The sequence below is a fragment of the Streptococcus gallolyticus subsp. gallolyticus DSM 16831 genome (genome assembly GCF_002000985.1).
GTDB classification, from domain to species: Bacteria; Bacillota; Bacilli; order Lactobacillales; family Streptococcaceae; genus Streptococcus; species Streptococcus gallolyticus.
Genome location: NZ_CP018822.1, coordinates 1,606,669 through 1,625,280, shown reverse-complemented (window position 1 = coordinate 1,625,280; position 18,612 = coordinate 1,606,669). Strand labels below are relative to the sequence as shown.

Annotated in this window: 21 protein-coding genes; 17 read left to right on the top strand and 4 right to left on the bottom strand. The window is 40.7% G+C overall.

Annotated elements, in window-relative coordinates:
- The first annotated feature begins 70 nt into the window (after positions 1-70).
- The 7 genes from BTR42_RS08180 to BTR42_RS08150 all read left to right on the top strand — a co-directional run bounded on the left by BTR42_RS08180 (position 71) and on the right by BTR42_RS08150 (position 3,537).
- Positions 71-382 carry a DUF5962 family protein gene (locus tag BTR42_RS08180; RefSeq protein ID WP_077497252.1) on the top strand — a complete coding sequence of 104 codons (312 nt, stop codon included), beginning with the start codon at positions 71-73 and terminating at the stop codon, positions 380-382.
- A gap of 1 nt (position 383) precedes the next feature.
- A complete protein-coding gene (locus BTR42_RS08175; protein WP_077497250.1) occupies positions 384-674 on the top strand; it encodes a DUF5966 family protein in 291 nt (96 codons plus the stop codon).
- A 95-nt stretch (positions 675-769) separates the two neighbouring features.
- The gene (locus BTR42_RS08170; RefSeq protein WP_077497248.1) at positions 770-1,408 is read left to right on the top strand and encodes a peptidylprolyl isomerase; all 639 of its coding nucleotides are present in this window, start codon (positions 770-772) and stop codon (positions 1,406-1,408) included.
- Between the two features lie 39 nt (positions 1,409-1,447).
- Positions 1,448-2,524, top strand: a complete 1,077-nt coding sequence (locus tag BTR42_RS08165) for a toprim domain-containing protein (RefSeq protein WP_077497246.1) — start codon at positions 1,448-1,450, stop codon at positions 2,522-2,524.
- A 53-nt stretch (positions 2,525-2,577) separates the two neighbouring features.
- A complete protein-coding gene (locus BTR42_RS08160) occupies positions 2,578-2,805 on the top strand; it encodes a DUF5965 family protein (RefSeq protein ID WP_077497244.1) in 228 nt (75 codons plus the stop codon).
- Positions 2,802-3,191, top strand: coding sequence for a DUF5945 family protein (locus BTR42_RS08155; protein WP_077497242.1), 390 nt, complete (start codon positions 2,802-2,804; stop codon positions 3,189-3,191). The genes BTR42_RS08160 and BTR42_RS08155 overlap by 4 nt, the downstream gene beginning before the upstream one ends.
- 49 nt (positions 3,192-3,240) lie before the next feature.
- Positions 3,241-3,537, top strand: a complete 297-nt coding sequence (locus BTR42_RS08150; RefSeq protein WP_077497240.1) for a hypothetical protein — start codon at positions 3,241-3,243, stop codon at positions 3,535-3,537.
- 157 nt (positions 3,538-3,694) lie between these two features.
- Here BTR42_RS08150 and BTR42_RS08145 read toward each other — a convergent pair whose 3' ends face one another.
- Positions 3,695-4,762: a helix-turn-helix domain-containing protein gene (locus tag BTR42_RS08145; RefSeq protein WP_077497238.1), complete on the bottom strand. Its 1,068-nt coding sequence runs from the start codon at positions 4,760-4,762 to the stop codon at positions 3,695-3,697.
- A gap of 156 nt (positions 4,763-4,918) precedes the next feature.
- Here BTR42_RS08145 and BTR42_RS08140 point away from each other — a divergent pair, with 156 nt between their 5' ends.
- The 7 genes from BTR42_RS08140 to BTR42_RS08110 all read left to right on the top strand — a co-directional run bounded on the left by BTR42_RS08140 (position 4,919) and on the right by BTR42_RS08110 (position 13,225).
- A complete protein-coding gene (locus BTR42_RS08140; RefSeq protein ID WP_077497236.1) occupies positions 4,919-7,186 on the top strand; it encodes an alpha-L-rhamnosidase-related protein in 2,268 nt (755 codons plus the stop codon).
- 64 nt (positions 7,187-7,250) lie between these two features.
- Positions 7,251-8,450, top strand: a complete 1,200-nt coding sequence (locus BTR42_RS08135; protein WP_157769866.1) for an ABC transporter substrate-binding protein — start codon at positions 7,251-7,253, stop codon at positions 8,448-8,450.
- 61 nt (positions 8,451-8,511) lie between these two features.
- On the top strand, positions 8,512-9,426 hold the full coding sequence (locus BTR42_RS08130; RefSeq protein ID WP_157769865.1) for a carbohydrate ABC transporter permease: 915 nt from the start codon (positions 8,512-8,514) through the stop codon (positions 9,424-9,426).
- A 1-nt stretch (position 9,427) separates the two neighbouring features.
- Positions 9,428-10,255 (top strand): carbohydrate ABC transporter permease, encoded by an 828-nt coding sequence (locus BTR42_RS08125; protein ID WP_077497230.1) that lies wholly within the window; start codon positions 9,428-9,430, stop codon positions 10,253-10,255.
- Positions 10,256-10,264: 9 nt separating this feature from the next.
- Positions 10,265-10,891, top strand: a complete 627-nt coding sequence (locus BTR42_RS08120; protein ID WP_077497228.1) for a YesL family protein — start codon at positions 10,265-10,267, stop codon at positions 10,889-10,891.
- Complete coding sequence (locus BTR42_RS08115) at positions 10,872-11,795, top strand: ROK family protein (protein WP_077497226.1); 924 nt, start codon at positions 10,872-10,874, stop codon at positions 11,793-11,795. The genes BTR42_RS08120 and BTR42_RS08115 overlap by 20 nt, the downstream gene beginning before the upstream one ends.
- Positions 11,792-13,225 (top strand): 6-phospho-beta-glucosidase, encoded by a 1,434-nt coding sequence (locus BTR42_RS08110; protein ID WP_077497224.1) that lies wholly within the window; start codon positions 11,792-11,794, stop codon positions 13,223-13,225. The genes BTR42_RS08115 and BTR42_RS08110 overlap by 4 nt, the downstream gene beginning before the upstream one ends.
- 170 nt (positions 13,226-13,395) lie before the next feature.
- On the opposite strand, the gene BTR42_RS08105 is transcribed toward BTR42_RS08110, so the two are convergent.
- Both BTR42_RS08105 and BTR42_RS08100 read right to left on the bottom strand, forming a co-directional pair.
- A complete protein-coding gene (locus tag BTR42_RS08105; protein WP_077497222.1) occupies positions 13,396-14,148 on the bottom strand; it encodes a transposase in 753 nt (250 codons plus the stop codon).
- Positions 14,138-14,539, bottom strand: coding sequence for a transposase (locus BTR42_RS08100; RefSeq protein WP_157769864.1), 402 nt, complete (start codon positions 14,537-14,539; stop codon positions 14,138-14,140). The genes BTR42_RS08105 and BTR42_RS08100 overlap by 11 nt, the downstream gene beginning before the upstream one ends.
- Positions 14,540-15,096: 557 nt before the next feature.
- Between BTR42_RS08100 and BTR42_RS08090 the strand changes: the two genes are divergently transcribed.
- Genes BTR42_RS08090 through BTR42_RS08080 form a run of 3 tightly spaced genes read left to right on the top strand, consistent with a single transcriptional unit; the run spans position 15,097 to position 17,686 of the window.
- Positions 15,097-15,459: an SAG1252 family conjugative relaxosome accessory protein gene (locus BTR42_RS08090; RefSeq protein WP_077497217.1), complete on the top strand. Its 363-nt coding sequence runs from the start codon at positions 15,097-15,099 to the stop codon at positions 15,457-15,459.
- A gap of 6 nt (positions 15,460-15,465) precedes the next feature.
- A complete protein-coding gene (gene mobC / locus BTR42_RS08085; protein ID WP_077497216.1) occupies positions 15,466-15,831 on the top strand; it encodes a plasmid mobilization relaxosome protein MobC in 366 nt (121 codons plus the stop codon).
- The gene (locus BTR42_RS08080) at positions 15,818-17,686 is read left to right on the top strand and encodes an SAG1250 family conjugative relaxase (protein ID WP_077497214.1); all 1,869 of its coding nucleotides are present in this window, start codon (positions 15,818-15,820) and stop codon (positions 17,684-17,686) included. Before mobC ends, BTR42_RS08080 begins: the two co-directional genes overlap by 14 nt.
- A gap of 77 nt (positions 17,687-17,763) precedes the next feature.
- Here the strand turns inward: BTR42_RS08080 and BTR42_RS08075 are convergent, their stop codons facing one another.
- Positions 17,764-18,606, bottom strand: a complete 843-nt coding sequence (locus BTR42_RS08075; RefSeq protein WP_077497212.1) for a hypothetical protein — start codon at positions 18,604-18,606, stop codon at positions 17,764-17,766.
- Positions 18,607-18,612 lie beyond the last annotated feature (6 nt).

Here is an 18,612-nt window from a genome sequence, read left to right as displayed (position 1 = left end):
GAAAAAAAGCTGACAAATATTTTTGAACGCGGTAAAATGAAGTCAAGAAATCACAAAAGGAGAATAGATCATGGCCCAAACACTAGAAGAAATGCGTTATCGACTTGAAGAATGGTTGGCACAAGGCTTTGCGAGTACAGAGGATAGAGGTAACTACCAAACCTTAAAGGAACAGTATGAAGATGAAACGCTTGATTATAGCTTCTCAAAGCGTGAAATCACTGGACAGCTGGAACTCATCATCACGAGTCGTGAGAATGATTTTCCAAGCTTAGATGAGGTAACGAAAGCGGAATACCTTGACTTGGTTGCCCAACTTGATGAACTTGACCAGGAACAGGCTGACTATTATCGCAAGCAATTAGTCCAGAAAGAGGTGTAAGATGTTGGAACAAATTCTACAAAGCCTTTTGATTATCGCAGCAATAGGACTAATATTGCTTGTCTTTTATCGGATTCTGAAAGTTTCAAGTACTTTATTCCTTATCGGACTCATCGGTGGATCAGTCTTTATTGAAATCTATGGAATTTACCTCTTCTTTACTGAGAGATACCTTTATACAGAAGATTTAGCCACCAATGGTGTTTGGAGTTTTACAGGATTTTTTATTGTTTTGAATCTATTTCTCGTTTTAAGCTTTATTATGAAGTGGTGGAAAAATAGAATGGTCTAACACGGAGGATTACCGATTGGTAGTCCTTTTTCTTGTGATAAAATCTCCAAGCTAATCTTGTTATGATGAGGCTATCACTAATAAAGGAGTAAGCCATGTTAAATAAAGTGAAAGCTCGATTTCTGATTGGAGTAGGAGGTTTAATTGCAGTCAGTTTTATGGTCATGATTGGATATACGATTGGCTCACAATCCGTTTCAAAGCAAACTGAGCACCAAATACGAGCAGAAGCCAATAAACTTGTGACAAAGGAAAAGCAGGAAGAAAAAGCAACGGTCTTATCAGATGATCTTGTCAATGAATTTCTCACTCAATATTTCACCAAGGTTCAGCTAGGAGAAAATAACAGTCGTATCAAACCCTACATGACGGATTCGGCATTTTCAGAAGAGGAAGCAAATCAGAATAAAGCGATCAACCAAGTTTATAAAGATTACATACTTGACTACCGATTTGAATCATCCAGTATCTATGTCAATACAGAAAGCAATGTTGCACTGGCGGAAGTTACCTATCAAGTGACCTATGTTTCTGATTTGAGTGAGCAACAACAACGAACCACTCAGACAGAAAACAAGACGGTTATGTTGTCCTACTCTAAAGTTTCCGACAAGCTCCTGGTTAATCAGTTGACCATTTGGAATGGGAAACTAGAGGACATGAAAGAAGCCACAAATGGTGCTAATTCCAGCATACCAACGATCCAAGGAACTACAACAAGCGAGAACAACTAGCAGGAGACAGTCTTCTACTTTTTTTGATAGGGAGACAAGATGACACGAATTAAAGCAGTAAAACAAAAGGCTATTTTAGATGTGGCTGAAAGTCTGGGGTATTCTTTTAGACGATTATCAGGACACATTTATGAACACCCAGACCATGATTCCTTTCGGATTTTTGCGGATACCAATACTTTCAAATGGTTTTCAAGAGATATACAAGGGGATGTGATTGACTTTGTTCAATTAGTGGCAGGTGTTTCTTTCAAAGAGGCTGTATCCTATCTTGAAACTGGAGATTTTGAACAGACCAAAGTAATAGAAGAGGTTTATCAACCATTTCAATATTATTTGCGTGAAGAACCCTTTCAGAAAGCACGTATTTACTTAAAAGACATTCGGGGTCTAAGTGATCAGACTATTAATACCTTTGGCAGACAAGGATTGCTTGCTCAAGCTACTTATCAAACGGAGCCAGTATTAGTGTTTAAAAGCTTTGATCATAATGGGACCTTACAGGCAGCAAGCCTTCAAGGTCTCGTCAAAAATGAAGAAAGACATGATCGAGACTATCTCAAAAAAATCATGAAAGGCTCTCATGGCCATGTCGGTATTAGTTTCGATATTGGGAATCCCAATCGACTCATTTTTTGTGAATCCGTTATCGATATGATGAGTTATTATCAGCTTCATCAAAAGCAATTATCCGATGTTCGCCTGATTTCAATGGAAGGCTTAAAACTTTCAGTGATTGCTTATCAGACCTTGCGTCTAGCAGCAGAGGAACAGGGGAAATTGGCATTTCTAGATACAGTAAAACCAAACAGACTTAGCCATTATCTTCAGGCAATACAAGAGACGACAACCTTTTTTCAAACTCATTCAAATGTCATAACATTGGCTGTTGATAACGATGAAGCAGGAAGAGAATTTTGTCAGAAACTGTCAGATAAAGGACTTCCGATTTCTCAAGATTTACCACCATTGCAGGGACTTGAAACAAAGTCAGATTGGAATGATATTGTGAAACAGCAGAGGGAAATATCTTTAGGAGACGTTGTCCAATCAGCTCAAACACAAGTCATTAGGAATCATCCTCCACCTAAATGGGAGCATGCATTGGAATTGTGATAACAAAATCAAGTCCGCTATCATAATCTAGAATGTGACAAGGAGGACACCCTATGAGTGTGATTGAACGTCTAGCTGAAAAAGTAGCTAGGCAAGAAGAAAAGGTCTCACGTGAGACGGAGAAATTGGAACACTATCGTGACCAACTACAAACAGCTATGTACAGTACCTTTATCAAACGGCAACAATCTAGTCACTTGTCATTTCATGAAGCACTAGAGCAAGCCTTTGGTAAAGCAAACACACTACACCCAGATTACAGAAATGAGGATATAGAATGAGTAAAACATGGAATTTTGATCAGCCACTAGATGATGTGAAACCGACATCGTCCCATGAAGAAAGAGCTAAAATCGCTGCACTTTTCCAAAAACAGGATGAAAAACTAATTGAAGAAGTAGATTATGTGGCTGCTTTTGAACAGCAAAAAAAGGAGTCAGAATCTAAAGATGTACAGACGCCTGAATTAAAAGTAAAACAAAATCAGCCGAAGAAGGTAAATATTACAAGTGACTACAAACAGCACTTGGCAGATACCATTGCACAAAACAACAAGGATATTTCAGCCTGTCAGAAGCAAATTGAAGAACTTCATCAATTGATTGATGAAAAGAAAATCCAAAATAAAAAGTTACAGGCTATTTCAGTAGCCATTGATGATTTATAAGTCAGGTAGTCCTATGCGGGCTACCTTTTTACGATTTAAGGAGAAGATAATGAAATTTTTTCAAAAGAAAAAACAGAACCAGGATCAATTCAAACGACTGATTCATCGACTATCAGAGATGTCAGATAGTGAACTAACCAAAGTAGAAGAGCTCCTAGATGTGGTCTTTGATCCAGATTTCAAGCCTGATAGGAGAGTTGAAATATCTCAAAGCGTTATAACCGATGAGGAACAAAGTCTTGATAGGTCAATTCAGGAAGCGAAAAATAAACTTAACACGGAACAATTGGAAAAAAACATTGAGAGGTTTAGACAAGGTAGGCGAGAGAGCAATAATTACAAATAACAGACCAATTATTTTGGCCTGTTTTTTGAAATATGTGTCATCGTTGAATCGTAGCAATAGAGTCTTGCCCAGCCTCTACTCGATTTGTGAGAAGCTAGTTTTTGCCCAGCCTCGTAGGATCTTAACTTAATGACATTGCACCCACGGGTGCTTTTTCTTATGCTTTAAAGGCGCTGTTAAATTGTTTGCGGTACTGGAGGGGGGGAGCTTGGAAATGTTTTTTGAAGAGGCGACTGAAATGTTCTTCATTTTGATAGCCGACTTTGTAGGAAATTTCTTTGACTTTAAAATTAGAATGCTCCAAGAGCTGACAGGCGACAGATAAGCGTTTATCAGTGATAAATTCTTGGAAGGTTTTATTGGTCAGTTGCTTGATACGGTGGGAAATAAACTGGCTGGAATAGTGAAACTCCTCGGCCAAAGCCGCGAGGGTAATGGTTGCATATTCCTGATCCATTTTTTTCAAGAGCTTAAAGTCCAGCAACTCTTGATTTTTCAAGGTATTGTATACCGTGGTGGAGTCTTGATGCTGGCGTTCCAGCTGGGTCAGGAGCTGGAGAAGGTAGGAGTGGATTAGGGCGGGATAGGAGGTTTCCTTGTTTAAGGTTTCCAGATAGATGGATAAAAAGAGGTCCTTGATGAGGCGGTCGCCAAATGTCTCTACGATGTAAAATGGGTAGTCTGAAGGAGTCGCGTAAACGGACTGCAAAAGCGGAGCGAAAAAAGTGCTGGTAGAAAAGTCGTCTCGTAAAAATCTAATCAGGGTGTCATTTTCTATGATGAGATTGAGTACAATACTGTAATTATTCACATCCAGAGAATGATGGACACCAGGCGAGATGATGCAAATATCCCCAGATTTCATGCGGATTGTCTGATGATTGATGGTCTGCTCAAAATCCCCCTCGTAGACATACAATATTTCGTAGAAATTATGATAGTGAGGAATGGGCGTCGAGTAGCGAGTATGCTGGGTCACCTTGATTTTGATCAAATCATCCTCCGAGAAGAAGTAATCGACAGGAAACAAGGGCAGCTCTTCTCCTTCTTCGCTGATGTACTTGCTGACAATGCTAGACATGACTTCTTTAGAAGAATCACTATCTAAATTAGCATTGAAATCCTCAATTAACTTGTAATCGTTTCGGATTTCATAATGCTTCATGAGCTCTTCTTCAATGGGGGTATAGGTATAGAGTTTCTTGATGAGTTGATCTTTGTTCATATTTAGTCAATCCTTCCGCACAATTTGACAAAATAATATCAATTTATATTAAAATTCTACAAAATAATCTAGAAAATATCAATCTTTTTTGATAATGGAATCATTGAAAACTTGTAAGCGCTTTACTATACTAGATTCATAGAAAGGAGGTAGGTCATGGCAGCCAAATGGATTGGTCTACACAGTGACAATAGGATAGGCAGTCGGGAAATTTATTTCCGAAAAGATATCTCTCTCGAAAAACTTGAGACGTGTCAGCTACAAATACTCGCGTCAGACCGTTACAAACTCTATATCAACGGTCGATTGACCGAGATTGGACCTCAGCGTTCTAGTCAAAAAACGAGATATATCGATACGGTTGACGTGACAGATTTTCTCAAGGTTGGACTGAATCAGATTGGTGTGATTGTCTTGACCTATCCAGAGTCTAGTGGCAATCGGATGTTTTCGCTGATAGGCTCTGGTCAAGCGGGTCTCTATCTTCATTCGGATACTCATCCCGAGCTAAATAGCGACGCTACTTGGTCAGTCTATGAAAATCAAAAAGTCCAACTGGTTTCTGAATCACCTGTCTTTGCCCCTTTACAACTCTATGAAAAACGGTCTGGCAATCGAGATTTGAGGGATTGGTGCTTGAGGCCAGTTAGTGAGCTCAATTGGCCTACCGCAACTGAAATTAAGTTTGAAGACCAGCGATATCTGATAGAACGGACAATTCCCTTTCTCTATCGAAAGGCACGACGGTTCAAAAGCATCTTAGTGGTGAGGGAGTCAACTCAAGACAAGGAGGTCTGGCAAGATTGGTTGACAGGAAAGACTCCCTTTCTTACCTTACCTGCAAAGAGTCGTCACATGGTCGAACTGGACGCTGGCGAGGAGATGACAGGATTTCTCAAGTTGCAAGTCGCTAACGGTACTAAAAGTCAAATGCGGATTCTACAATCAGAAGGGTATGCCCTTCCAGAACGTACCATGGTCAACGGCCTCGATATTCCAGTTAAAGGAAATCGATTGGATTTTGAAAACGGTCATCTGGAAGGTTTCCAAGATGACTATCATGTGGCTGGTTTTGGCAGTCAAGAACATCCTGAAACTGTTGAACCCTACTGGTTTCGGACTTTCCGATTCATTCGCTTAGAGATTGAGGTGGTGGAGGAGGACTTGTTGCTTGGTAGTTTTGACTACGAGGAGACAGGCTATCCGCTTCAAGTACAGACGCAGATTGAGACCTCAGATGAGTCCCTATCAAAAATCTGGGAGCTCAGCGAGCGGACCCTGCGGCGATGTATGCATGAGACCTACGAAGACTGTCCCTTCTATGAGCAGCTCCAATATGTCATGGATACACGGGCACAAGCTCTCTATACCTATACGGTATCTGCGGATGATAGACTGGCAAGACAGGCGATGGATTACTTCAAGGATAGCCAGTTTCAGTCAGGTCTCTTAAATGGTGCTGCCCCCTCTCACGCTGATAATATTATCCCGACCTTTTCTATTTTTTACATTTTGATGGTCTTGGATCACTCGCAGTATTTTGGAGACAAAAGTCTGGTGGAGAGACATTTTTCGACCATTCAAAAGGTTTTGGCTTACTTTTCTAATCATATTGGACCAAGGGGTTTGGTTGAGAGAATTGGGACGGAAAATGGAAAATCACCCCACTGGTCCTTTATCGATTGGACCAAAGAGTGGCAGGAATCATCTGGTGTCCCGATTGTGGCAGGCGGCGATGAGATTACCTTGGAAAGTTTGCTCTATCTGATGGGATTAGAAGCAGCAAAAGAACTGGCTCTAGTCATGGATGATGGACTTGCCTATGCAACTTGGAAGCAGTCGGCAATCAAATTGAAAAAATCACTAATCAGCCAGACAATGGACAGTCAAGGATTCCTAAAAGATGGACCGACAACAAATCGTTACAGTCAGCATGCACAAGTTTTTGGCATCCTGACCGGTCTAGTCAGTCCAGAAGAGGGCAGGAAAATCCTTCTTACGACGGTTGAACGACCTGAACAATTTGCCCAGTGCTCGGTGGCTATGTCGCTCTACCTCTTTCAGGCCTTGGCTAAAGTGAATCTTTATGAACTCAGCGATCACTACTGGGACATCTGGCGAGCTATGTTGGCCAAAAACCTGACAACCTCGATTGAGGCAGTAGATGGCGAACGCAGTGACTGTCATGCATGGGGAGCGGTCGCACTCTATGTGCTTCCGACATATACTCTGGGAATCCAGCCTTTGGACCCTGGTTTCAATCGGATACTTATTTCCCCCAAAATCGGGCATCTCAGTTGGGCCAAGGGCTCAGTCATCACTCCAAAAGGTCTGGTATCTGTCAGCTGGAAGCGTACAGCAAATGGCCTCGACCTGACCTATCAGGCTCCAGAAGGAGTCCAAGTAATCGTAGAAAAAAATTAAAAATTTAAGGAGAACACTCATGAAATCAACATCAATCAAATGGCTCGGCCTTGTTTGCTCCGCGATGCTACTTGCAGCCTGTGGCAACGGCAGTTCCTCATCGGCAGATGGGGAAGTATCTGGCGATTTAGTCGTTTGGGAACACGACCCAAGTTATGACGGGGCGATTGAAGCAGTCATCGAAGCTTTTGAGGAAGAGTACCCAGATGTCGAAGTCGAATACGAATCAAAAGCCAGCAACGACTATTATTCACTCTTGACCACAGCTCTCCAGTCTGGCACAGGTCCTGATGTCTTCTGGACAAATGGGACTGCGACTGAAAATATGGCCACCTATGTCGAACAAGGTAAAGTACTGGACATCACCGATTCAGTTGACTTATCTGCGCTCAACGAAGAGTCCTTTGACTTAGCACAAATCGATGGCAAGACCTATTCCGTACCATGGATGGCTTTTGATACGCGTGTTGCTTACTACAATAAAGATATTTTTGAAGAATTAAACCTCTCTGAGCCCCAATCATTTGAAGAATTTGAATCCATGCTGGAGACCATCAAGGATGCGGGATATGTACCGATCTCCCTATCAGGCATGAGCTCATGGCAACTGCTCTGGGTCTATGAGTATATTCTTGCTACCAAATACCCTGATTACGCTGCAGGTTTTAATGATTACACGGTTAAAGCAGATTCTGATGAAGCACGTGATGCCTTACAAACAGTTGTAGATTGGGCAGAAAAAGGCTACTTCGGTGATGGTTTTAAAGGTGTGGACACAAATGGTCAGACTCTTGCCTTCACAACAGGCGAAGCAGCTATGACCATTGACGGCTCTTGGATGAATCAGACCATTGCTGAAAATAATCCAGACCTCAACTTTGGAGCCTTCCACATTCCAGGCGAAGATGGTCAAAAAACGATGATGGGATCATTTGCAAATGGATTCTCAGGAAATGCAGACTCTGAAAATCAAGCAGCAGTAGAAGCCTTCCTCAATTTCGTGGCGACACAAGAAGCACAAGAAATCTATGTCACAGAACTCCAAGCTGTATCTGGTAGTGCCGACATTGCATCCGTAAAAGGTGTGACTTCTGAAATTGCAGATGCTGACCGTCAAGTAGGCACATGGCAATCTATGTTGACCAAACATTCCTCAGGGGATACCTCAGCAGCCTCCATCTGGGAAGAAGAAGGCACTCAAGTCCTTGATGGCTCTATGACAGTTGATGAACTCATGGACAAGATTGGAAAAGCCATGGATTAACTTACTGGCCTCCTTGAGAAATCGATTTCTCAAGGGGCATTTAATACAGAAAGGACTTCTTATGCGTGCATTTTTTAAAAAGTGGCCTCAGCTAGGCTTTATCGGTCCTGGATTTATCATCTATACCATTTTCGCCATTATTCCGCTCTTTTGTGCTATGTATTATAGCTTCTTTGAGTGGGGTGGGATTGGACCTATGAAGTTTGTCGGGCTTGACAATTTTGTGACTCTCTTTACAGACAAGACAGTGGCACCCATTTTTGCCAATGCTATCTGGAATAACCTAAAATATATAATCTGTATCTGGTTTATCGTGACACCTGTCCAGTTTATCTTGGCTTATTTCCTCTTTATCAAGGTCAGAGGTCATAATTACTTTAAACTCATGCTCTTCTTTCCTTACGTCATTAGTTCGACCATTATCGGATTTTTCACAACTCTTCTCTTTGACCCAAATATCGGTAGTCTCAATGACCTCTTGGAGAAAATTGGCTTGCCAGCCCAACTCTGGCTGGGGGATCCAAAGATGGCCTTTGCGATTCTGATTGGAGTTGTCCTCTGGCAAGGGATTGGCACAGGGATGATGATTTTCTACTCAGACATGCAAGTGATTTCGCCTTCTCTTCTAGAGGCAGCAGATATGGACGGTGCAAATGAATGGACTAAATTGTCCCGCATCATTTTCCCTATGTCGCTATCATCCTTCTCGACAAATATGACCATGTCCACTATCTGGGCCTTAGCAGTCTTTGACCTGCCCTTCCTATTAGGTGGTGTGACAGGTGGAGCAGACGGTTCACTTGATTTCGTCAATATCATGTTCTACCGCTATACCTTTGGTACAGCTTTGAATGGCAAATCCAATATGGGATTTGGTGCAGCAATTTCTGTCGTTATGTTTATCATTATCCTCATCATGACAGCTCTCATGTCCTTTGTGACCCGTAAATTAGAAGAAAAGGCAGGTGTTCGTTAATATGAAGCAAAAAGATACCCTTCTAAAAAATATCATCTCCATCTGCCTACTCTTATTTACCTCCATCACGCTGGTGCTGTTGGCCATCACCTTTATGAACTCCTTTAAAACTAGTTCAGAGTTGGCCAGCAATACCTTCGGCTTTCCAAAAGCTTTTACCTTGGACAATTATGTGCGCGTGCTGACAGAGGACCATTTCTTCCGTTACCTTTTTAACAGTCTGACCATTACGCTGATAAGTGTGGTGGGACTGATTTTCCTCAGTGCCATGGTCGCTTACGGGATTAGTCGCTATGAGTTTAAGCACGAAACGCTGTTGAGCAATTATTTCCTTCTTGGTATGATGTTTCCAGTGCAGCTGTGCGTGATGCCGCTCTTTGTCATCATGCGCAATCTGGGACTCCTAAACACCATATCTGGTGTTATCCTGCTCTATATTGCAGGCATGTCCTTTCCAGTCTTTACACTGACCAAGTTCTTCCGTAACATTCCAGCATCTATCGAAGAATCCGCACGGATTGACGGGGCGAGTGATTTCCGGATTTTCTTCCAGATTATCCTACCGATTACCCGACCTGTCCTCTTTACTCTGGGACTAATCAATGGTATCCGTATCTGGAATGATTTCTACATCCCTATGGTCTTTTTATCCAGCTCCAGCAAGCGAACCCTCATGCTCAGTGTCTACAAGTACATGAGTGACTTCATCCGTAACTGGGATTTGACATTTGCAGCTGTTATTTTGACCTTATTGCCAATCCTTCTCCTCTACATCCTCTGCTCAAGACAGATTGTAGACGGGGCGACAGATGGCGCAGAGAAAGGATAAGGTGCTCCTATGCATGACAAGATGTTTTCACAGACAGGCTGGTACACCCGCTTTGAAAAATGGATGATGGCAGCTTGTCTCAACCTTCTCTTTTTGATTTCCTGTCTGCCCTTGGTGACCCTCGGCCCAGCTCTTGCTACACTGACAAAATTGGCAGGACAAGTAGGCGACATGGGCAGTTTTTCCAACCTCTTCCTTGCCTATATTCAGGAATTTAGCTATTTTCTGACTAAACGCTACTTGCTTTCCAATCTACCTTTCGTCGCATTCGGAGTGATTCTACTCGGTGGCTTTTATCTGGCTTTTCAAGTCTCTAGCGGTTTTCTTATGGTCATTATTCTGGCTCTTTTATGCAGCACCATTCTATACTTTGCAGCGGCTATACCTCGCTATCTATGGAAAATGGTGCAAGGTCAGAAAATGGAATTGAGGCAGCTTGTCGCTGAGGTAGCGGGTGATGTGCATGTGAGCATCCGCCTAGCAGCTATGAATGTTGGACTAAGTTTACTAGCTAGTCTGTCCTTCATGGTCTGGCCAGTCCTCAGTACACTATGGGTTATCATAGGATTTTACCTTTGGGCTAGTGCCAATCAAAAGATTTTGAAAGGAGGCAGCCATGCAGTTTTTGTCAATTGATATCGGCGGCACCTATACCAAGTACGCTGTCGTGACAGATGAAGGTCAGATTGTCCACCAAGGGAAAATGTCTACCCCAGACAACCTCGATGACCTAGTCACACAGCTCATAGCGGTCAAGAAAAATCTCCAAGCTGACTGGCAGCTGGACGGGATTTCCCTCAGTTGCCCCGGAAAGGTTCAAAAAGGGAGCCACTTGATTGAACATGGCGGCTCTCTTCCCTACCTTGATCAGCAGGAGTTGACGAAGCTTATTGGGGAAGATGATTTTCCTGAAAGCCATCTTCTGACCATCAATGATGCAAAGGCAGCAGCCTTAGCTGAATATTGGCAAGGTACGCTTGTCGGCAGCAAACAGTCCTTAGTTGTGACGCTGGGGACAGCCATTGGCGGAGCTATATTGATAAATGGAGAAGTGCTAGAAGGCAGTCATTTCCAAGCGGGTGAGCTTAGCTTTATCGCCTACACCGGTCAGGATAGAAGCCTTTCTAATCGCCTCATTCCAAATATTGGAGACTCCTTGTCCGCAGTCGGCTTTGTCGAAGCAGCTGCGAAAATCTTAGGCCTGCCATCAGCCAAGGGAGAATTGGTATTTGACAGTATTGCCAGGGGAGACCATATTTTGCAGCCCTTGTTTAAGCAATATTGCAAGGACTTGGCAAATGTGCTCCTGACCGTTGACACGGTTTTGGACTTGGACAGAATTGCCATAGGAGGGGGCGTTAGTAGCCAACCTATTCTGATTCAAGAAATCAGTCACCAGTTACAAATCTTACATGATTCCATAAAAGCCCGTAATCAGCACTTAACACTTCCAGTAGTGGTGGCCTGTCAATTTCAAAACGATGCCAATCTTCTAGGCTCCGCCTACGCATTGATGAAACAAATAGGAGTTACCCAATGACTTTTCCAAAGAATTTTTTATGGGGTGGAGCCCTGGCTGCCCATCAATTTGAAGGTGGGGTTTTAGAAACTTCTAAAGGTCTCTCTGTGGCAGATGTCATGACGGCAGGCGCTCACGGTGTACCCCGTGTCATCACGGATGGCGTTGTTAAGGGTAATTACTATCCCAACCATGTAGGCATTGATTTTTATCATCGCTACAAGGAAGATATTGCCCTCTTTGCTGACCTTGGTTTCAAGTGTTTTCGGACTTCCATCGCTTGGTCACGGATTTTCCCAAATGGGGACGAGCTGGAGCCAAATGAAGAAGGTCTTGCCTTTTATGATGACGTGTTTGACGAGCTTCTCAAATACGGAATCGAGCCTGTCATCACTCTGTCTCATTTTGAAATGCCTTATGGGATTGCCAAAAAGTACGGCGGCTTTATGAGTCGGGAGACAGTAGATTGCTTTGTCCGTTTTGCGGAAGTGGTTTTCAAGTGTTATAAGAATAAGGTCAAATACTGGATGACCTTCAATGAAATTAACAACCAGATGAACTACCACAACGACATCTTCGGTTGGACCAATTCTGGTGCGCATTTTAGCGAGTATAACAATCCTGAGGAAGCTATGTATATCTGCGCTCACCATACTTTGCTAGCTTCAGCCAAGGCTGTTGTCATTGGGAAATCAATTAACCCTGACTTTAAAATTGGAAACATGATTGCTATGGTACCTGTTTATCCCTACTCAGCTCGCCCTGCTGATCAAGTTTTAGCTCAGCAGATGATGCATGACCGTTGGTTTTTCTGTGATGTACAGGTGCGTGGGCACTATCCCCGCTATGCTCTCAAGATGTTTGAGCGCAAGGGGTTCAAAATTCCTATCACAGAAGAAGACAAGGAAACATTGGCAAATGGAAGAGTGGACTACATCGGCTTCTCCTACTACATGTCCAACACGGTGGACTCCACCGCCCGACAAGACGTGTCTCGAAACCTGAATGGCGGGTCTACCTACTCTGTCACAAATCCGTATATAAAGGAATCAGACTGGGGCTGGGCTATTGACCCAGAAGGGTTGCGCTATGCTCTCAATGCCTTTTACGAGCGCTATGAGTTACCACTTTTCATTGTGGAAAATGGTTTTGGAGCCATTGATGTTAAAGAAGCAGACGGCAGTGTGCATGATCACTACCGTATTGACTACCTGCGTAGTCATATCCAGCAGATGGAAAAAGCCATCAATGAAGATGGCGTTGAGCTCATGGGCTATACGCCCTGGGGCTGTATCGACTGTGTCTCCTTTACGACAGGTGAGATGAAAAAGCGCTATGGATTTATCTATGTCGACCGCAACAATGATGGTTCTGGTACGCTTGAGCGTAGCAAAAAAGACTCCTATGACTGGTACAAAAAAGTCACAGAAAGTAATGGCGCTATATTATAAAAACATAGTAGAAAGGACCCGTCAGGTCAATGTCATTAAGTTAACTCAGTGTAGATAATCTATAAAGTGTAATCCCAAGTATCTTTCTGATGTGATACTTGGGATTTTTGTATTTAGCCAGCACAAAAAGAGGCTTTCCATCCTTATTTTTTGTATTCATTTGTCCGATTTTATGCTATTCTATAAGTGAAATCTACAAGTGTTTGATGACGAACTTCCCTCCTTGCCTGTCTATCAGGTCGAATTGGACAGAGGTGGGATTGGACGTAGATTTCAACTTGCTTGGAAGGTATTTGGTGACGGAAAAATAGACGACAAATATAGCAGGCATCTGAAAAGCTGATTTTGTATCTATACTTTGTTTTTCGCTCCCTAATGATGACCTTAGAAGTGGTCATTTTGACGGCATTGTAAAAGGTGAGGCGAGCGAAAATTTCCTGAAGAATTCCTTCCAGCTTTTTAGCGTGAAAACTCACCATCCCAAGTGCATATTTCAAGTGACGAAAAGCGGTCTCTATGCCCCATCTACGGGCATAGAGGCTTTTTAAATAGTCTACAGGTTTATCGCAATTGGTCACGAGGGTCTCATACTTATTTGGAGCTATTTGAAACAGAACCATGCGAAAAGAAAGGGGGTAAAACTCTTCTTTAGATCCCCTTTCCCATTCTTTAGTAAGAAAATCAAAGGTTTGATTGCTGGGAATAAACTTGTATTGATTCTTATTTGCAAGAAGCTCTTTCGTAGTTTTATTTTGTCGGCGGGTTAACTGCAAGGTAAAGAATTGATCGAAGGTTTCGGTAGGGGGAAGGTCCAAACTTTGCTTCATACTGTTTTTCCCATCTCGAATCCGAATCAGATAGAACCAGTCTTTTTCTTGGCAATGAGCCATCAAATTATAAGATTCATATCCCCTATCTGCCACAATGAAAGCTTGTTCGAAAGGGAGAATTCTCCATCATATCAATCAGAGCCTTCCGTTCATCAACATCTCGTCTCTTTTGAACCAAGGCATCACAATAGAGCTTGCTTTCCAAATCAAAGAGGGCATTTAAGTGAAGGAGATTGTAGGCTTTCCCACCTGATTTTGAAGGAAAATGAGAGGCCGTATCCTCAGGTATGACTGGAATATGGATATCCGACCCATCAACAGCCAAAATAGGAAGTTCGGTTTTCGGAAGAACAGCCTGTGTAAAGTTGTTGAAGAGATCTTGGAAGGCTTGGTGCTTAATGTTATATCGATTTTGGACAAAAGCAGCCTTTGAAATGGGTAAGTCTTGATTGATGAGTTCTATTGATAGTGTTTGACCGCCCATGTTTAGTATAGCAGAAACCATTTGTTGAAAGGAGCACTTTCTGGCACGGGTAAAATCTTTATCTGGTTCGACAATATAGGAAGATATGTCTGATGAGAGTTGTGAGATGCAAGATTCTAGGATTGTTTGTATAGACTAAACCATGGGAAAACAACTTTTTTATTTTAGTTTATCACTTTATTGAAAAATAAAAAGACCCTATCCAATAAATATTGGAGTAGGATCCTTAACTTAATGACATTGCCATTCAGCTCTCTTTTTTCTTACCCTCATTTCTACGATGTGATAACTTTTCCAAATTATCCTTGTTATTCTAATAGCATTCCTAAGAAAATAAAACCTCAATTTTTCACTGGGGGTTTGGGGGCGGAGCCACCAAGTTATCTTATCGTTAGCTGTCAAAACTGGAAGATTTTGATCCGCTGGCGATATGATTTTTGGGATATTGTGGACACAATATCTGAGCTCGCAAAGACCTAAAAGGAGGATATTATGCAGTGCCGTGTCTAATACGAGGGCGGGGATATACCGATAATAAAGAATCAGGAGGATGTAGCATGGGAAACCTAGTTAGAGAGATACGTAAGGAAGTCAATTTCTCAATAGAAGAGTATCAACAGATACAAAATTTGATGGAACAGGAGGGATATGAACAATTTTCCCCTTTTGCTAGAGGTAAATTATTGAAAATAAACCACCAATCATCTCAGCAGCTTGTAGAATGGATAAAATATTTACAGCACCAAAAAGTAGAACATATTTACCGGGATGTACATGAAATACTTGTTCTAGCAAAGTCGTCTCAATCCGTCACTATGGAACATCTTGAAATCATTTTGACTTGTGTCAAAGACTTGATGAAGGAAATTGAGATAAGTATTCCATTAAGCCATTCATTCAAAGGCAAGTACATGAGGTAAGCTATTATGGAAAATCGTTATCGGACCAATTTGAAAAAGGTATATTTGAGTGATCAAGAATTAATTATCCTCAACAAAAATCTTGCTCAGAGTCAGTGTCCAAGCTTTTCTCATTATGCCAGACAAACCTTACTTGATCCTGGTATGAATTTTATTACAATCGATACAAGCGGATTTCAAGATCTGATTTTTGAAATTCGTAGGATTGGAAATAATATAAACCAGATTGCACGTGCGGTAAATCAAAGCCACCTATTAAGTCTTCAACAAGTAAAAGGATTGCAGCTCGGTATAGCTGAGTTAGAAAAACAGTTGCAACACGATTTTGACATAAAGTGTCAACGATTGAGAGAATTTTATGGTCATCACTAAGCATTATGCTGTTCATGGGAAAAAATACCGACGTCAATTAATCAAGTATATTCTTAATCCAAAGAAGACCAGGAAATTATCTTTGATTTCAGATTTTGGGATGAGCAATTATCTTGACTTCCCTGACTATATGGAACTGGTAAAGATGTATCAAAATAACTTCCTTTCAAATGACCAACTCTACGATTCACGGTTTGATAGACAAGAGAAAAAGCAACAGAAAATATTTGCTCATCATATCATTCAGTCTTTCTCACCCGAGGATAAATTAAGTCCAGAGGAGATCAACCGCATAGGCTATGAAACAGTAAAAGAGTTGACAGGTGGTCAATATAAATTCATTGTAGCCACTCATGTTGATCAGGACCATTATCATAATCACATTATTATCAACTCAATCGACTGCCAATCTCAAAAAAAGTTGAAGTGGGACTACGCTCTTGAAAGAAATTTGCAAATGATTTCGGATAGAATTTCTAAATTAGCTGGTGCCAAAATCATTCCCCCTAAACGCTATTCTCATAGGGATTACGAAGTCTATCGCCGTTCTAATCACAAATACGAATTGAAGCAGCGGTTATTTTTTCTCATGGAACATTCAATTGATTTCAATGATTTTATGCAAAAAGCTGAGCAACTAAATGTCAAAATGGATTTCTCAAGGAAACATAGTCGATTTTTCATGACAGATAGGGATAAGAAGCAAGTCATCCGAGGAGATAAGTTGAATAAGAGGGAACCCTATTCAAAAGAATCCTTTCAACATTACTTTTCCAAGAAAAAGATTGAACAGATTTTAGAATTTTTGTTGCCAAGATCCAATTCATTTGATGATTTAGTTGAGAAAGCTGGGTTTCTGGGATTGGAATTGAAGAGCAAAATAAAAACGATAGATTTTGTTCTTTCTGATGGACAAAGCTGCATCTCCATACCAAATAAGTCATTAAGTAAGAAAAATCTTTATGACACTACGTATTTTGAGAGCTACTTCAAAGAACATGATGTGGTTGAAGTACTTCATAATAGTGAAGTAAAAACGGAATTTGAAATGTTTGAGTCACAACAGCATTCAGACACATTGTCCGTAGAAGAAATAACCGAAGCATATGAAACGTATAAAACTAAGAGAGATGCTGTACATGAGTTTGAAGTTAAGATTCCTGAGGAGCAAGTTGAAAAGATGGTTTCAGATGGGCTTTTTATTAAAGTTTGGATGGGGATTGGACAAGAAGGACTAATCTTCATTCCGAATCATCAACTAAATATCTTAGAACAAGAAAATAAGAAACAGTATCAGGTGTTTGTTCGAGAAACATCTTCTTATTTCGTTTATCATAAAGAGAACTCAGAAAAGAATCGTTTTATGAAGGGGAGAGACTTGATTCGCCAACTGACATTTGACAATAGGTCTCTACCTTATAAGAAACGAATAAGTTTGGTCGATCTCCGACAAAAAATAGAAGAAATCAATTTATTAATGACACTAAACACTCAAAACAAAACATTTCTTGAATTAAAAGATGAATTAGTTGAAGAAATTGCACAGCTAGATATAGATTTGACAAATCTACAAGAAAAAACTGCCACCTTAAACAAGATGGCAGAAGTAGTTGTTAACCTACAAAGCGAGAATCTAGATACCAAGCGATTAGCTAAGTATGAATGTTCCAAGTTGAATTTATCGCAGGATGTAACGATTGGACTTATTGAATTCGAAATTGCTCTTTTTCAAAATCAGATGGACAGCAAAATTGAAAAATACGAAAACCTAGTAATCAATTTGGAAACACTAATAAAGATGATATCTGGACGACATAATTACATTGACAAGAAAGAAAATACGAAATCTATTTGAATTGAGTTCATAGCTACAAAAATAAAAATATATGTAGGGAAAAGCTGAGGAAATAATATAAAAAACAACTCATAAACTTATTTTAAGTTTTTGAGTTGTTTTTTAGCTTTTTGTATCATAAACAGCCCTTGCCCAATTAAGATAGTGAGCACACTTAGTCCAAGAGCGTAGGTCAAAAATAGTTTACTTTCATGGCTATCTGCTTGTCCAAACTGTTTTAACATCATAGTTTGGAGAAAGAATAGTGCAAATAATGAATTAGTGAAACTTATCTGTTTACTAGATTTTTCTCGAGGAGATGGATTTTTTCTATAGCGAAACAGACTAGAAAAAGAATTAATAAAATTGATGAATGTGGTTAGTGCAGTAAGATAAACTAACAAAGGAAAAGCTGAATTAACCTTGTCCATCCCTGTTGTAACAAAATAGAATATTGCTAAAAATACTCCTGATGAAAAGAGGATGAAAACTCCCACTCTGCCATAGTTATTCCAGTCTTCTTCCTCGACTTCTTTGCGGAAACGTTTTCCAATTAAAAATTTGACACTGGCAAAAGTTAAATGATAAAAAGCAAATATCAAATACCAAACTGATTGATGAAGGTACCCCGAAATCAGGGATAATAATACATAGACAGCATTATAGAATGTCCCAACTAAAAGTGAGACACGGCTGGTCAAATATGTATTTTGAAAAAGAGATACGCTATTAACTAGTTTTCGAACAACTTGTACTAGTAGAAATACGTCAATAACAGCAACAATGCCTGATAAAACACTAGCAAGAATGTTAAATAGACTTCTATCTGGAAGGATTTTAGTGATAACTAAAGCGCTAGAGATGAGCATACAAGCATTGGCTAGTAAAAAGTACTGCCAATAATCTTTAACGAACTGTAACTGTTTATCAATTTTTTCCAAAATGAT

Excerpts from the sequence above, each read along its gene's own strand:
- BTR42_RS08175 (WP_077497250.1), top strand. The coding sequence starts at position 384 with ATGTTGGAACAAATTCTACAAAGCCTTTTGATTATCGCAGCAATAGGA.
- BTR42_RS08160 (WP_077497244.1), top strand. The coding sequence starts at position 2,578 with ATGAGTGTGATTGAACGTCTAGCTGAAAAAGTAGCTAGGCAAGAAGAA.
- BTR42_RS08165 (WP_077497246.1), top strand. The coding sequence starts at position 1,448 with ATGACACGAATTAAAGCAGTAAAACAAAAGGCTATTTTAGATGTGGCT.
- BTR42_RS08130 (WP_157769865.1), top strand. The coding sequence starts at position 8,512 with ATGCGTGCATTTTTTAAAAAGTGGCCTCAGCTAGGCTTTATCGGTCCT.
- BTR42_RS08180 (WP_077497252.1), top strand. The coding sequence starts at position 71 with ATGGCCCAAACACTAGAAGAAATGCGTTATCGACTTGAAGAATGGTTG.
- BTR42_RS08125 (WP_077497230.1), top strand. The coding sequence starts at position 9,428 with ATGAAGCAAAAAGATACCCTTCTAAAAAATATCATCTCCATCTGCCTA.
- BTR42_RS08090 (WP_077497217.1), top strand. The coding sequence starts at position 15,097 with ATGGGAAACCTAGTTAGAGAGATACGTAAGGAAGTCAATTTCTCAATA.
- mobC (WP_077497216.1), top strand. The coding sequence starts at position 15,466 with ATGGAAAATCGTTATCGGACCAATTTGAAAAAGGTATATTTGAGTGAT.
- BTR42_RS08145 (WP_077497238.1), bottom strand. The coding sequence starts at position 4,762 with ATGAACAAAGATCAACTCATCAAGAAACTCTATACCTATACCCCCATT.
- BTR42_RS08080 (WP_077497214.1), top strand. The coding sequence starts at position 15,818 with ATGGTCATCACTAAGCATTATGCTGTTCATGGGAAAAAATACCGACGT.
- BTR42_RS08110 (WP_077497224.1), top strand. The coding sequence starts at position 11,792 with ATGACTTTTCCAAAGAATTTTTTATGGGGTGGAGCCCTGGCTGCCCAT.
- BTR42_RS08115 (WP_077497226.1), top strand. The coding sequence starts at position 10,872 with ATGCAGTTTTTGTCAATTGATATCGGCGGCACCTATACCAAGTACGCT.
- BTR42_RS08120 (WP_077497228.1), top strand. The coding sequence starts at position 10,265 with ATGCATGACAAGATGTTTTCACAGACAGGCTGGTACACCCGCTTTGAA.
- BTR42_RS08100 (WP_157769864.1), bottom strand. The coding sequence starts at position 14,539 with ATGGGCGGTCAAACACTATCAATAGAACTCATCAATCAAGACTTACCC.
- BTR42_RS08150 (WP_077497240.1), top strand. The coding sequence starts at position 3,241 with ATGAAATTTTTTCAAAAGAAAAAACAGAACCAGGATCAATTCAAACGA.
- BTR42_RS08135 (WP_157769866.1), top strand. The coding sequence starts at position 7,251 with ATGCTACTTGCAGCCTGTGGCAACGGCAGTTCCTCATCGGCAGATGGG.
- BTR42_RS08170 (WP_077497248.1), top strand. The coding sequence starts at position 770 with ATGTTAAATAAAGTGAAAGCTCGATTTCTGATTGGAGTAGGAGGTTTA.
- BTR42_RS08140 (WP_077497236.1), top strand. The coding sequence starts at position 4,919 with ATGGCAGCCAAATGGATTGGTCTACACAGTGACAATAGGATAGGCAGT.
- BTR42_RS08155 (WP_077497242.1), top strand. The coding sequence starts at position 2,802 with ATGAGTAAAACATGGAATTTTGATCAGCCACTAGATGATGTGAAACCG.